This window comes from Collimonas arenae (genome assembly GCF_000786695.1).
GTDB classification, from domain to species: domain Bacteria; phylum Pseudomonadota; class Gammaproteobacteria; order Burkholderiales; family Burkholderiaceae_D; genus Collimonas; species Collimonas arenae_A.
Genome location: NZ_CP009962.1, coordinates 2,076,416 through 2,089,191, shown reverse-complemented (window position 1 = coordinate 2,089,191; position 12,776 = coordinate 2,076,416). Strand labels below are relative to the sequence as shown.

Annotated in this window: 13 protein-coding genes; 2 read left to right on the top strand and 11 right to left on the bottom strand. The window is 56.8% G+C overall.

All coding sequences use genetic code 11. The features are described 5' to 3' along the window. Position 1: 1 nt before the first annotated feature. The 3 genes from LT85_RS09390 to LT85_RS09380 form a co-directional block, all read right to left on the bottom strand. A complete protein-coding gene (locus LT85_RS09390; protein ID WP_038487832.1) occupies positions 2 to 1,246 on the bottom strand; it encodes an SfnB family sulfur acquisition oxidoreductase in 1,245 nt (414 codons plus the stop codon). 293 nt (positions 1,247 to 1,539) lie between these two features. Further along, positions 1,540 to 1,878, bottom strand: coding sequence for a P-II family nitrogen regulator (locus LT85_RS09385; protein WP_038487829.1), 339 nt, complete (start codon positions 1,876 to 1,878; stop codon positions 1,540 to 1,542). 179 nt (positions 1,879 to 2,057) lie between these two features. Continuing rightward, positions 2,058 to 4,115, bottom strand: a complete 2,058-nt coding sequence (locus LT85_RS09380) for an NAD(+) synthase (protein ID WP_437177287.1) — start codon at positions 4,113 to 4,115, stop codon at positions 2,058 to 2,060. Positions 4,116 to 4,279: 164 nt separating this feature from the next. Between LT85_RS09380 and LT85_RS09375 the strand changes: the two genes are divergently transcribed. Beyond that, positions 4,280 to 5,434 carry a GNAT family N-acetyltransferase gene (locus LT85_RS09375; protein WP_038487822.1) on the top strand — a complete coding sequence of 385 codons (1,155 nt, stop codon included), beginning with the start codon at positions 4,280 to 4,282 and terminating at the stop codon, positions 5,432 to 5,434. Between the two features lie 29 nt (positions 5,435 to 5,463). Next, on the top strand, positions 5,464 to 6,348 hold the full coding sequence (locus tag LT85_RS09370; RefSeq protein WP_038487819.1) for an EamA family transporter: 885 nt from the start codon (positions 5,464 to 5,466) through the stop codon (positions 6,346 to 6,348). Positions 6,349 to 6,426: 78 nt separating this feature from the next. On the opposite strand, the gene ppa is transcribed toward LT85_RS09370, so the two are convergent. From ppa to LT85_RS09330, 8 genes are all read right to left on the bottom strand, one after another. After that, positions 6,427 to 6,966 carry an inorganic diphosphatase gene (gene ppa, locus LT85_RS09365; protein ID WP_038487816.1) on the bottom strand — a complete coding sequence of 180 codons (540 nt, stop codon included), beginning with the start codon at positions 6,964 to 6,966 and terminating at the stop codon, positions 6,427 to 6,429. Between the two features lie 201 nt (positions 6,967 to 7,167). After that, positions 7,168 to 8,400: a hypothetical protein gene (locus LT85_RS09360; protein ID WP_038487813.1), complete on the bottom strand. Its 1,233-nt coding sequence runs from the start codon at positions 8,398 to 8,400 to the stop codon at positions 7,168 to 7,170. A gap of 66 nt (positions 8,401 to 8,466) precedes the next feature. Continuing rightward, positions 8,467 to 9,171 carry a hypothetical protein gene (locus LT85_RS09355; protein WP_038487810.1) on the bottom strand — a complete coding sequence of 235 codons (705 nt, stop codon included), beginning with the start codon at positions 9,169 to 9,171 and terminating at the stop codon, positions 8,467 to 8,469. A gap of 53 nt (positions 9,172 to 9,224) precedes the next feature. Next, positions 9,225 to 9,773 carry a hypothetical protein gene (locus LT85_RS09350; RefSeq protein ID WP_038487808.1) on the bottom strand — a complete coding sequence of 183 codons (549 nt, stop codon included), beginning with the start codon at positions 9,771 to 9,773 and terminating at the stop codon, positions 9,225 to 9,227. Then, a complete protein-coding gene (locus LT85_RS09345; protein WP_038487805.1) occupies positions 9,770 to 10,048 on the bottom strand; it encodes a DnaJ domain-containing protein in 279 nt (92 codons plus the stop codon). Before LT85_RS09345 ends, LT85_RS09350 begins: the two co-directional genes overlap by 4 nt. Before the next feature lie 421 nt (positions 10,049 to 10,469). Further along, positions 10,470 to 10,577: a hypothetical protein gene (locus LT85_RS27470; protein ID WP_367379797.1), complete on the bottom strand. Its 108-nt coding sequence runs from the start codon at positions 10,575 to 10,577 to the stop codon at positions 10,470 to 10,472. A 218-nt stretch (positions 10,578 to 10,795) separates the two neighbouring features. Beyond that, on the bottom strand, positions 10,796 to 11,635 hold the full coding sequence (locus LT85_RS25865; protein ID WP_081992203.1) for a 4'-phosphopantetheinyl transferase family protein: 840 nt from the start codon (positions 11,633 to 11,635) through the stop codon (positions 10,796 to 10,798). Between the two features lie 53 nt (positions 11,636 to 11,688). Continuing rightward, complete coding sequence (locus LT85_RS09330; RefSeq protein ID WP_038487799.1) at positions 11,689 to 12,774, bottom strand: ABC transporter permease; 1,086 nt, start codon at positions 12,772 to 12,774, stop codon at positions 11,689 to 11,691. Positions 12,775 to 12,776: the final 2 nt, after the last annotated feature.

Sequence of the window (12,776 nt, the reverse complement as noted above, 5' to 3'; positions counted from 1 at the left end):
GTCAGTTCCAGGAATGGCGTGCCGGCGCGACGCCGTTCAACAGATAGTTACCGATCGCGTGCAACTTCCAGCGTACCGGATCGTGCAAGGTATGGGTGCGGGCGTTGCGCCAGTGGCGGTCCAGGTTATGCTCCGCCAGGGTCGATGCCGAACCTGCCAGTTCAAACAGTTTTTCGCTGGCGAGCAACGCAATCTCGGTGGTCAGCACCTTGGCCTTGGCGACCGCAATCGACGCGCGGGCCGAGGCATCGGCGTCGATCACTGCCGTCGCAATCTGGTCGAGTGCGCCGGCGGCCTTGGCCAGCAAAGCATTGGCGGCGTGCAGGCGTATTTTCAGATCGCCGATATCGCGGATAACGTAAGGGTCGTCACTGGCGCGTTCGACGCCACTATCGGCCCAGGGCCGTGAACGGGTACGCACGAACTGTATGGTGTCATCGATGGCCGCTTCGGCAATGCCGGCGTCGATCGCAGCCTGGATCAATTGCGATACCGGGCCTTGAATGCTGGCTTGCTCCGCGAACTTCTGCAGCGGCAGCACGTTTTCTACGGCCACCGGCAGGTTCTCCAGCAGCACAGTGCCGCTGGCGGTGGTGCGCTGGCCGAATGCCGACCAGTCGTCGACGATGGTCAGACCCGGTGTGCCGCGTTTGACGAACACCAGTACCGCCTGGCCTTGATCGTCCAAGGCCTTGACCGGCACCCAATGCGCGAACAAGGCACCGGTGGAATAGAATTTTTTGCCGTTAAGGCGATAGCCATTCGGGGTTTCCGCCAGGCGTGCCTTCATTTCCAGGATGTTCTTGGTGCCCCGCTCCGGGCTGGCATTGCCGATCCGCAGGCCATTCAGTACGTCGGCATAGATGCGCGCCTTTTGCGCGTTGTCGGCACTGTGGGCAACCACACCGAGGATGCCGAAATGGTTTTGCGGAATCTGTCCCAATGCCGGGTCGGCAGAACACAGCACGCGGAATACTTCCGCTAGCGTACGGTAGGAAACCTGCGCGCCACCGAACTCGCGCGGCACGCTGATGCCGCCCAGGCCGCTAGCGGAGAATTGCTCGATTTCCTTCCATGGCAAACGACGCTCACGGTCGCGCACGCTGGCGTCGACCCGAAACTCGGCGGCCAGCTTGCGCGCGATATCCAGCGCCTCTTGATCACTGCTGATGCGATGCGCTGGCAAGACCCGGGGTAACAGGTCTGCCGGGCTTACATCTGTTGCTATTGTCGCGATAGACGACATGAATCACCTCTTTTGTGACGCGGTTGACGGCAACTTGTGGCTGCAGTCGGCTGCTAAGAGGAAACGATAACGTGGAGGTGCACGCGGCGTCCAATAACAAAAACGCCTGAGAGTATGCGGAAAATGCGGAACGAAGGGAAAATGCTAAAGAGGGGAATGAACTAAGTGAGTTTGGAGCCGCGGCCAGCCATCCGGAACATCGAACGACCGCGGCCAAATATCAGAACTTGAAGGGAAGGAAGTACAAAAGTTCAGGGTACTGCATGGATTATATCAACCCACATTAACCCGCATCAAACTGCATCAGGACCGGTTTCGCCGGTGCGGATACGAATGACTTGTTCGATATTGCGCACGAAAATCTTGCCGTCGCCGATCTTGCCGGTGCGGGCTGCCTTGATGATGGCATCCACGGCGCGCTCGGTCAGGGCATCGTCGATGACCAGTTCGACTTTCACTTTCGGCAGGAAATCGACCACATATTCGGCGCCGCGATACAGTTCGGTGTGGCCTTTCTGACGGCCAAAGCCTTTTACTTCAGTCACTGTGAGGCCGGTGACGCCGACTTCGGCGAGGGCTTCACGCACCTCATCCAGCTTGAAGGGTTTGATAACGGCAGTAATTTGCTTCATGGCAACTCCTTTAGGCATTAAATATAAATCTTTACAGCATGCTTGCATCCAGGGCGACGACACAGCCGGATGCGCGCGCAATCTTATAGAGTATAGGAAAACCGCTGTTTGTCTATATGCGAGAATCAATAAGTCTATTTAAAGCGGATTGATGCAACACTCTTCCGGCCTGCGCACTGTCAATCGGGAATCTTCGCCAGATCGTCCAGCCACACAGTCGCTTCCGAGTCGCTGGGCGCACGCCAGTCGCCGCGCGGCGACAGCGAGCCGCCACTGCCGACCTTGGGCGCGTTGGGCACACAGGATCGCTTGAACTGGCTGGTACGGAAAAAGCGGTCGAGGAAAATCCCCAGGTTACGCTTGATCGCCGCCAGGTCGTACTGGTTCCTGGCGATCGCCGCGTCATCATGGGGCCAGCGCCCCTTGTTCTTGTCGTGCCAGGCCGAATAAGACAGGAAAGCGACTTTGGACGGCGCGAAGCCATAGCGCAGTATGTAATAGAGATTGAAGTCTTGCAATTCGTAAGGGCCGATGACGTTTTCCGTGATCTGCTCCGGCTTGCCGTTGGCTTTGCCTGGCACCAGTTCGGGGCTGATTTCCGTATCCAGTACGTTCAACAAGACATCGGAACCGACGCCGCCGATGGCGCCGGTGTCGGCCACCCAGCGCACCAGATGCGAAATCAGCGTCTTCGGCACGCTGGCGTTAACGTTGTAGTGCGACATGTGATCGCCCACGCCGTAGGTGCACCAGCCCAGCGCCAGCTCGCTCAGGTCACCGGTGCCGATGACGATCGCATGATGGTGGTTTGCCAGGCGGAACAGATGATTGGTGCGTTCGCCAGCCTGGACGTTTTCAAAGGTGATGTCGTACTGCTCCTGGCCCGCAGCGTAAGGATGACCGAGGTCTTTCAGCATTTGCAGGCAGCTGGGGCGGATGTCGATTTCCGCCGCTGTGCTGCCAACCACTTGCATCAACTGCCGCGCCTGTTGCAGGGTGCGCTCGCTGGTGGCGAAACCGGGCATGGTGTAGGCCAGGATATTGGAACGCGGCAGCTTCAGGCGATCCATGGCCTTGGCGCACACCAGCAAGGCGTGGGTCGAATCCAGGCCACCCGAGACACCGATTACCACCTTGGAGATCTTGCTGGCGGAGAGGCGCTGCACCAGTGCCTGCACCTGGATGTTATAGACCTCGGTGCAACGCTCATCGCGCCGTTTGGTATCCGCCGGCACATAAGGGAAACGTTCGACGTTGCGCGCCAGCGGCAATGCCTTGCCTAGCGGCAGGTCAAGCTCAAAACGCTGTACGGTGAATTGGGCGACTTCGCCTGCATGACGCCGCACCGACTGGCCGAAGGTGGTCTGGTGCATGCGCTCGCGCGACAAGCGTTCCAGGTCAACGTCGGCAAAAATGATGTGAGAGCTATCCAGGAAGCGCTCTGACTCAGCCAGCAACTCGCCGTTTTCATAGATCAGCGCCTGGCCGTCCCAGGCCAGGTCGGTTGATGACTCACCCTTGCCTGCCGATGTGTACAAATACGCCGACAGGCAGCGCGCGGATTGCTGCGCAACCAGCTGATGACGGTAGCCTGATTTTCCCACTAGCGCGTTGGAAGCTGAGAGGTTCACCAGTACGCTGGCGCCGGCCAATGCGGCAAACGAGGAAGGTGGAATCGGCACCCAGACGTCTTCGCAAATCTCGACATGGAAGCGCAGTAGCGGCAGGTTGCTCACTTCAAACAGCTGCGCGGGGCCGAACGGCACGCTGGCGCCCAGCAATTGGATTTCACGCACAGCGGTGTTTTCCGCCGGGCTGAATTGGCGCAATTCGTAGAACTCGCCGTAGTTAGGCGGATAGCTCTTTGGCACAATGCCCTGAATACGGCCACCGGCAATCACCGCCGCGCAATTGAATAGCTGATGCTCGACGCGCAAAGGCAGGCCGACGATCATCGCCACCGACAGTTCGGCCGAGGCCGCCACCACTTCGCCCAGCGCTGCGACGCAAGCGTCCAGCAAAGCGCGTTGATGAAACAGATCGTCGCAGGTATAGGCCGACAAACCCAACTCCGGGAAAGCCACCAGCACAGCGCCTTGCTGCTCGACTTGCTTGGCCAGCTTGATGGTTTCGGCGGCGTTGAAGGCCGGGTCGGCCACCCGGCAATTCGGGATGGCGACGGCGACGCGCGCGAAATCATGGGCGTAAAGGTTGAGAAATTTATTCATTGTCATCATTCTTCCTGCGCTCTGCTTGATACTTTCAATTATCGCATGCCAGGGCCGGTTGACGCGGCAGACCTGTGGCGTCGGTGCTAAACTTCACGTTTTCGCCCTCTACATTCACTGCTTGCCTGGTTCTTGACTCCTTGACTAATAAAACTACAGAGAAGACAGCAAAGATGACGGCAGGCATGTTCACTACCCGCATCGTTGCCTCCCTGAGCGAAGTCGGCCAGGCTGCTTGGGACGAACTGCTGGGCCTGCAGGCCGACGCCAATCCATTCCTGTCCTTTGCCTTCCTGCACGCCTTGCATGAGAGCGGCAGCGCCTCGGAAAAATCGGGCTGGCAGCCGCAGTACATCACCTTGTGGGATGAAGCGGAACAACTGGCCGCCGCCCTGCCCTTGTATGTCAAATATCATTCCTACGGCGAATATGTATTCGACTGGGCCTGGGCCGACGCCTATCAGCGCAACGGCCTGGAGTACTATCCCAAGCTGCTGTCGGCAATCCCGTTCACACCGGTTACCGGCGGCCGCTTGCTGGCGCGCGACGACACAGCGCAGGCGGCGCTGATCAAGGTGCTGCAATCGCTGCGGCGCGATACCCAGACTTCCTCCACCCATATCCTGTATCCGCCGGAACAACAAGCCAGCGCCTTGCAGCAGGCCGGATTCATGCTGCGCAGCGGAGTGCAGTTTCACTGGCTCAATCCGGGTTATCGCGACTTCAATCAGTTTCTCGATACGCTGGAACGCAAGAAACGCAAGAACATCATCGCCGAGCGGCGCAAGGTGGCTGAGGCTGGCGTCAGCCTGCGCCGCATACGCGGCGTCGATGCCAGCGAGGCGGACTGGGCTTTTTTCAATCGGTGCTATGCGCAAACCTACGCCGAGCATCGTTCCACGCCCTATCTGAACCTGGATTTCTTCCTGCGGATAGGTGTCAGCATGCCGCAAAACATCCTGCTGATCGTGGCCGAGCGCGACGGCAGGCCGATTGCATCGTCGCTGTTGATTCACACCGACAAAACCTTGTACGGCCGCTATTGGGGCGCCTTGGAGTTTGTACCTTGCCTGCACTTTGAAACGTCCTATTACCAGCCGCTGGAATTCTGCATAGAGCAAAAAATCGCCTGCTTCGAAGGCGGTGCCCAGGGCGAGCACAAGATGGCGCGCGGCTTCTTGCCGCAGAAAACCTGGTCGGCGCATTGGCTGGCGCATCCGGGCTTTGCCGACGCCGTAGCGAATTTCCTTGAGCGGGAATCTGACGGCATCGAGAGCTATATGGATGAACTGAACGATCGCAATCCGTTCCGCTCGGCTGGACCCTAGACAACCTACGCCACTTTATAAGAGCAGCCATGCAACCGACCGACATCTTGCTAGCCTTGCTAACCGTCCTGATCTGGGGGATGAACTTTGTCGTCATCAAGATCGGCCTGGCTGGTCTGCCGCCGCTGTTGTTTTCGGCGTTGCGCTTTGTCTTTGCAGCATTGCCCTTGGTGTTTTTCATCAAGCGCCCGGCGACTCCCTGGCGGCTATTGATCGGCTTTGCCCTGTTTCAGTTCGCCTTCCAGTTTTCTCTGCTGTTCTCCGGCATGCAACTTGGCATAGGCGCCGGCCTGGCTTCACTGGTGATCCAGTTGCAGGCATTTTTCACCATTGGCCTGGCGGTATTGCTGCTCGGTGAGCGGCCACTGGCAACCCAATTATTGGGCGCGTTGGTAGCGCTGGCCGGCATGGTGCTGGTCGCCACTCATCTGGAAGCGAAATCGACCGTGGTTGGATTCCTGATGGTGATCGGCGCGGGCATGAGCTGGGCCAGCGCCAATATCGTCACCAAGAAAATCGGCAAGATCAATCCGCTGGCTTTGATGGCGTGGGGCTCGCTGATGGCGGCACCGCCGTTGCTGCTGGCCTCGGCCGTGCTGGAAGGTCCGGCGGCATGGCACAGCGCCTTCAGCCACTTTGGCTGGATCTCGGTCGCCGCAGTACTGTATCAATCCTATCCCAACACTATCATTGGCTACGGCATCTGGACCATCTTGATGCGCAAGTATCCAGCCGCTACTGTCGCGCCGTTCTCGCTGCTGGTCCCATTGGTCGGCATGCTGAGCGCGGCTATTTTGCTCGATGAATCGCTGCAATGGTGGAAAATCGTGGCCGGTTTGCTGGTGCTGGCCGGGCTCGCCTTGAACCTGTTCGGCGCGCGCCTGTTGCTGTTGATGAAAACGGTCAGATCATAAAAAAAGCGCACCGAAGTGCGCTTTTATCGATCACCCACGCCGCTATGGCGGATCGGGGTTTATCGGAGTTCCAGCGAATTACGCCTCAATCGACTTCTTATATGCTTCTACGCCCGCCAGGATTTCCTTGCGCGCTTCGTCTGGACCAAACCAACCGTCGATCTTGACCCATTTGCCCTTTTCCAGATCTTTGTAGTGCTCGAAGAAATGCTGAATCTGCTTCAGGCGCAGTTCATTCATGTCTTCCGGCTTTTGCCAGTGAGTGTAGATGCTCAGAACCTTGTCGACAGGCACTGCCAGCAACTTGGCGTCCTGGCCGGCTTCGTCCGACATCTTCAGCACGCCAACCGGGCGGCAGCGCACTACCACGCCAGGGAACAGCGGGAACGGTGTGATCACAAGCACGTCGACCGGATCGCCGTCTTCCGACAAGGTTTGCGGGATGTAGCCGTAGTTGCATGGGTAATGCATGGCAGTACCCATGAAGCGGTCAACAAAAATCGCGCCGGATTCCTTGTCTACTTCGTATTTGATCGGATCGGCATTCATCGGGATTTCGATGATGACGTTGAAATCGTTTGGCAAATCGCGCCCGGCCGATACTTGATTCAGACTCATGGTGTGCTCTCGTCAATAATTAAAAAATTTGCTACTACCTTGCAACCTGAAATTATAACGGCTGGCGGCCTTATCGTGCGATGCAACATCGACGGTTGTGCAGAAGTTAGCAAGAGACAATCGAAAATACGTTAACTTAAATGCAATTTTTAGAGAAAATATAGATTTTCCTGACTTACCGTAGCCAAGCCGGCTTGCGTTCTATTTCTTTTCCTTGCCGGCGTCTTTTGTCTTGATGTTGCAATTTTCTTTCAAGAACTTCATGGCGCGGGTGTATTTAGGGTCGCTGTCATCGACCAGGTATTCTTCCGCATCCGGCAGGAACTCCTCGCTCCACAGGGACAACAAATTGTCCTTGATCTCAAACGGCGCAGCGTCCTTGATAAAGGCAGAGACCGCATCGTTATCGAAGCCATGCTGGCGGACCTGGCGGATAAGCGCCCTCGCCTCGCTCTCCGATACAGTAGTCTTGGGTTTGGCGCCCGCGGCGATGCACATGAAAACGGTCAGCCGGGAATATGGATCTTCCTTGCCCTTGGTGACTTTATGCCACTCCTTCGACACCAGTGCATCGAAGTCGCCGATATCTTCCATGTCGCTTTCCAGCACAAAATAGCGCGCTTCGACCAGGTTCAGCAGCACATCGAGCGCCATGGAGGCGTCGGCCATCAGCGGCGCGTCATGCTTTTCGATTTCACGCCGGATCTTCTCTGCAACCTCCCGGTACTCTGGCGGCAAGTCGTCCAGTATTTTCTTTGGGAATTTCAGCTTCCCGCCGGCCGCATTTTTTGTGCGGATCGCATTGATCAGTTTGGCGAATTCGGTCCGGTTGGGAAATTCATCCCCCAGACCAAGGCGAACCAGTAAAGCTGTACGAATAATGGTTTCTGCACCGACAAAATCAAGCGACGATTGCGGCAGGTGCATGTTCCTGGCAAACCACAGCGCTGCGGCGATGGTGGTCGCGGCTTCTTCGCGTGCCTGGCGTTCTTTCCGGTAGGCGTTCAGGGAAAACGGTTTTGCCAGCGTGCGCTCATCCTGGAATTCCTTGACCGGCTGCGCCTTGCTGTCGCCGAAGATGGCGGACTCCGGCATCGCATGCAGCGTTTTCAGCATTTCGTTGCCGCCGCGCGAATGGGAAAGGAAGGTATTGTCGCGCAGGGACTCGGCCGCCTTGCGCAGATCGCCGCTATGCGTATGCTCAAGGTAAAGGCTGACCAGGTTGACGATACGCTGACGTGCATTTTCAAGATCGGTATGCAGGTGGCTGGTGCCGAAATGCGCTGCGACCTGTACCGTACCCTTTGCGCCGTCGGCGATGATCGCACGGCGCTTTTCCTGGTCGATGATGTGGTTCTGCACGCCAAAGCTGAGCGCCTTTTCGAAAAAAGGACGCTTGTCGACTATTTCTATATGCCGGTTCTTGTCGGACATGAGGTACGGGTATGAAGAAGAGTTAAAACAGTGGTGAAGGCACGGCAACGACCATGCGAGGCTGCCTTACAGGGCGGATTCCTCGCCATCGTCCAGCGCTGTTGCCGGCGTGTCGCCTGTCGCACTCGCCGTGCGCGCCTTCGGCTCCAGTTTTTTCTGCTCCAGCAGTTCCAGTTCGGCTTCGCGCCGCTGGCGCTCCTTGACCTGCTTTTTCAGCGCTGGCCAGATCTGTTCGAACATGTCTTCGTGCTCGTGCTTGAGCAGCCAGGCCAGCTCTTTCCAGTCGCGGTCGCTGATTTCGGATTTTTCGACCACATCGCGCTCTTCCGTGCGGTTGACGTTGAACGTGTCGTAAGTCACGAAATGCACGACTTCTTCGTCCCGGTCCGACAGGTAATCGATCAACGCTTCGCAGCCGCCGTCGACATCGCCAATGGCCTCGATGAAATCACCGGTTTGCGTGTCGTCACGGAACAGCACCGCGTTGATCATGCCGCGCAGACGGACATGCGTATGGTCACCATACAAACGTTCCATGACGACTGCACGGGCAAATTGCTCCGGCGTTACCAGCAAGTTGACGACAGATTCTTTCGAGGTGTCGTATTCGCGGATGACGGCCAGCAAATCCTTGGGCGGCAACGTATCCAGCGCTGCGACCAGAGCGTAATCGCCCTCGGTTTCAGCAAGGCTGACCAGTGCATATTCAGCACCGGCGATGTCACCATTGCGGATCAGGTTTGCTGCTTTCACTACGAGCGCGTTTGTCATGGAATCACTGTGTCAAAAAAAATCTAAAAATATCCTGCGGCGGAGAGGAAGGATTAGCCGAGACGCTCGAAACCCTGTTCGGCGAGCCAATCAGCGCCTTCTGTTTCCAGATCGCCGCTGTCATTGTCATCGTCGTCGCGCTCCACGCCTTCAACCGCGTCGTCCGACTGATCGTCCGCAGCAGAGCTTCCGTAAGCACCGTTGTAGTTGCCGTTGCTTTTTTCATGCAGGTATTCAAGGCAGACCGCCGTGATCAGAAAACGCTCGCCACCGGCCTCTTGCAAGGCGATGTCCGCCAGCTTTTGCGCCCACGACTCGAACTGCACGGCATCGGCGACATCTGCCCATGATGGAAATTCTTCCGGCTCATCGCCTAGCAGCATCATCAACGTCTGCGGATTGGTGAAATCGATACCGCCGTGAAAGGCGACCGCGACCATTTCCGGATCGGTGTCGATCATCGGCATCATCAAGGCAAACTGGGAGCGCTTGCTTTTCAGGCGCGAAGTCAGGATATCGTTACCCTCGGAATCACTTTGCAGGTCTTCAATTTCGGCCTGGTAGGCCTTGGTCAAGTCTTCAAAAAACTGGGAAAGCATCATTGCAAAACCTTGTTCATATAAGTGGTCCAGATTTGTTCGGCCGTTTCCAGCGGATTTTCCAGCAGGCTCCGGCGCCGGTTTTCATCGTAATCTTGTCGTTTCACCGCATCCGACAGCAAGTCGTAAGCTTCCTGCACTTCGCGGAACTGCGCAGGCGCCGAAGGCGAGGTATTTCTATCGGGGTGAAACTCTGACGCTTTCTTGCGATAGGCGTTCTTTAGTGCGCTGGTCGACGCGTCACTGTCTATGCCGAGAACGGCGTAATAATCCTTCATGCGTCCTCACATGTTGACGTTGGCGGCCTTCGGCGACCGTTGTAATGTTGCTTTGGGAATACTTGCTGAGCAAGAGCCTGTTGTCATGACATCTGACAAGCGCAAACCCTTGAGAAAAGACTGCGAAGGATACACGAGCAGCGAGCGTAAGTCGATGGCTGAAAGCGAATAAAGTGCAACCAGGGTCGATTTGTCAAGCAATATTCAGGCAAAAGCGGATCGTGACCGCAAGCAACACTTCTACTTACAAAGAATTAAACCAGTTCGCAGCGGGTCTGCCCCCACTCTGGTAACGATTTAGCCGCTTGCCCGTCAAACATTACTATTCAATTCAAAAATTTCTAATTGATATAAATGAATCATTTCGTTTCGAGGAACCCGGCCCATTGCCCAGGAGAATTAGATACTATTGGAGTTCCAGCTATCGAGCAAACCAAAGAACAACCGCTGGCCGGATTACATGTTCATCAGGTTCGCTGCCAGAAGCCCATGCAACAAAGCCATCAGGGCGCACCAGTACAGCACTCAAGCCCAATTATTACTTCGCCCGGCGCGAAACATACTTCATGCGGTTTCCGTAATTTGCAAAAACGCATCTTCTGCAATACTTTACGATGCTCATAAAGCGACACGGAAGTTGGCAAGAAAAAGTCCGAAAATCAAGCACTTAAAAGTAACGCTGCCAAAGAAAAAAGCGCTGCTTTTGCATAGGAACTATGCGAAGTAACGATACGCAGGCTTCGAGTATCACCTCCCCTGCTTCTTTGCTCCAGTCCGAGGGAGGCTCTCCAAGGCTGGATCAAGATTCAAAGTCCGCAACTGCACGTGGCCGATGTGTTCTTCGCTGACCAGCGGAATGGTCCTGGTCGCGCTGATGCTGGGAAAAGGAGTCGCTGCCCGATGTTCTGCGCAGATGGCAACAAGGTAGTCCGAGGCAATCCGGATCTGCCAGTGATGCCAACGGGACGGGCAGTCGCCGAGATCCGGATGCATCCACATGGCAAGGCGGTCGCTAGCGTCGAAACGAAAGCCGAACTGGTCCAGAGGTATGGCTAGCCCCATGCCACGCGCCTTTATGTAAGCTTCCTTGAGCGTCCATAACTCGAAAAACCGTTGGCGTTGCGCAGCCGCCGACAGCGTTCCCAGATCAACGACCTCCTCCTGTGCGAAATAGCGCCTGGCGATGTGGAGCGGAGCCGGTCGCAGTGCGACGTTTTCGATATCGACGCCAAGCTCGCGTTCCCGCGTCAGCGCCAGTACGATCATGTCGTCGCAATGAGACAGATTGAACGACAATGCCCGCTGACAGGAATCGATGGCGCAAAGTGACGGTTTGCCATGGCGATTTTCCTTGAACCTCAGAGACTCCGGCGCCCTCCCGCTAAAGCGCGCCAGCACGGTACGCACCAGCGCGCGCGTGACAAGATAACGATGCCGGTCCCGCTCGCGCAGGAAGCGCTGGGCGCGGCGCTGCTCTTCAGCGCTGAGCAGCTGGCGATAGGCTTCGAGAAGGCGGCTATCCCTCTGATCGTCAAGCGGAGTCAGCCACAAGTCGATGCGTAGTGGATCGGGATCAGCCGCTGCCATCGCCACCTTTCAAGCAGCCAGGCCTGCTGCAATGCATGGACGTATCCGCCACGCTACCATCGGAACCGTAGCCTGACCAGGAAAAGCGCCAGCGCCGACCATGCCGCCAGGACAGCCATTTCCGGCAATATTTTCGACATATCGCCGAAGCCTACGGCATTGAACAACAGCTGTTGCATGGCAGAGTTCAGCTGCGTCAGCGGCATCAGCCGGGTGACCACCTGCAGCCATTCGGGAAAGGCGCTGACAGAGAAGAAGACCCCTCCCAGGATAATGAAAGGCATCTGCACAAAATTGACGATACCGTTGAATGCCGTCACCGAGGGACTGATGGCCGCCAGCGCCAGGCCGAGACCCAGGAACGCCACGCTGCCCAGCGTAATGACCAGCAACAGCAAGCCATAGTTCACATCGAGGGGAATGCCGAACACCAGCACGCCCAGCATGTATAGCGCGAACACGACGCTGTAGGCGATCAGCATCCTGGAGATGAACAGCCCGGCAAGAAACGGCAGCGGCGAAGCGTCGATAGTCTTGATGTTCTTGTACAAGCCGTGATGCTCTTCCTCGATCAGCACGGCGCCGAAGCCATTGAGGCCGATGATCAGCAGTGTCATGCCGATGACGCCTGGCAGCAAGATCATCAGGTACGAGGCGTTGCGGCTGGCAGCTATCGTCTCTTGGCGTTGCTGTTGTTGAGCAACCGCTGGCGGGCCGCGAAAGTAATCGTCAAGGATGCCTTGCAAAGCGGCGTTTTCAATGCGATTCTCCAGCAAGCTGTTCGCATACAGCCGGATCCCGGGATGCTGCTGATCACCGCCTGGACGGATATCGCGCAATTCCAGGTAATGCTTGATCTGGTTGCTTGCGAGCGCCGCCCTGGGCGGCACCTTAGCGTCGGTATACGGCAGCAACTTGACCAGCTTGTGCTGGTCGAGATAGGCGATCGCGGCGGCGCTTGCGGGGTCCGCAGCAACGCCGGAGTACCACACGGCGATCTTTGCATCGTCGCGCATCTGCAGCGGATAGCCGACTCCCAGCAGCAAGATCACCGGCAGCACGTAACAGAAGAACAATGCGGTTTTATCCGATTTGAGCTGCAGCATGCGCAGCTTGAAGAATACCCAGGTCTTTTTCATGA

What these genes read in the sequence shown, in the direction of transcription:
- LT85_RS09370 (WP_038487819.1), top strand. Translation starts at nt 5,464, where the DNA reads ATGCAACCGACCGACATCTTGCTAGCCTTGCTAACCGTCCTGATCTGG.
- LT85_RS09385 (WP_038487829.1), bottom strand. Translation starts at nt 1,878, where the DNA reads ATGAAGCAAATTACTGCCGTTATCAAACCCTTCAAGCTGGATGAGGTG.
- ppa (WP_038487816.1), bottom strand. Translation starts at nt 6,966, where the DNA reads ATGAGTCTGAATCAAGTATCGGCCGGGCGCGATTTGCCAAACGATTTC.
- LT85_RS09355 (WP_038487810.1), bottom strand. Translation starts at nt 9,171, where the DNA reads ATGACAAACGCGCTCGTAGTGAAAGCAGCAAACCTGATCCGCAATGGT.
- LT85_RS09345 (WP_038487805.1), bottom strand. Translation starts at nt 10,048, where the DNA reads ATGAAGGATTATTACGCCGTTCTCGGCATAGACAGTGACGCGTCGACC.
- LT85_RS09380 (WP_437177287.1), bottom strand. Translation starts at nt 4,115, where the DNA reads ATGATGACAATGAATAAATTTCTCAACCTTTACGCCCATGATTTCGCG.
- LT85_RS09350 (WP_038487808.1), bottom strand. Translation starts at nt 9,773, where the DNA reads ATGATGCTTTCCCAGTTTTTTGAAGACTTGACCAAGGCCTACCAGGCC.
- LT85_RS09330 (WP_038487799.1), bottom strand. Translation starts at nt 12,774, where the DNA reads ATGAAAAAGACCTGGGTATTCTTCAAGCTGCGCATGCTGCAGCTCAAA.
- LT85_RS09360 (WP_038487813.1), bottom strand. Translation starts at nt 8,400, where the DNA reads ATGTCCGACAAGAACCGGCATATAGAAATAGTCGACAAGCGTCCTTTT.
- LT85_RS09390 (WP_038487832.1), bottom strand. Translation starts at nt 1,246, where the DNA reads ATGTCGTCTATCGCGACAATAGCAACAGATGTAAGCCCGGCAGACCTG.
- LT85_RS25865 (WP_081992203.1), bottom strand. Translation starts at nt 11,635, where the DNA reads ATGGCAGCGGCTGATCCCGATCCACTACGCATCGACTTGTGGCTGACT.
- LT85_RS09375 (WP_038487822.1), top strand. Translation starts at nt 4,280, where the DNA reads ATGACGGCAGGCATGTTCACTACCCGCATCGTTGCCTCCCTGAGCGAA.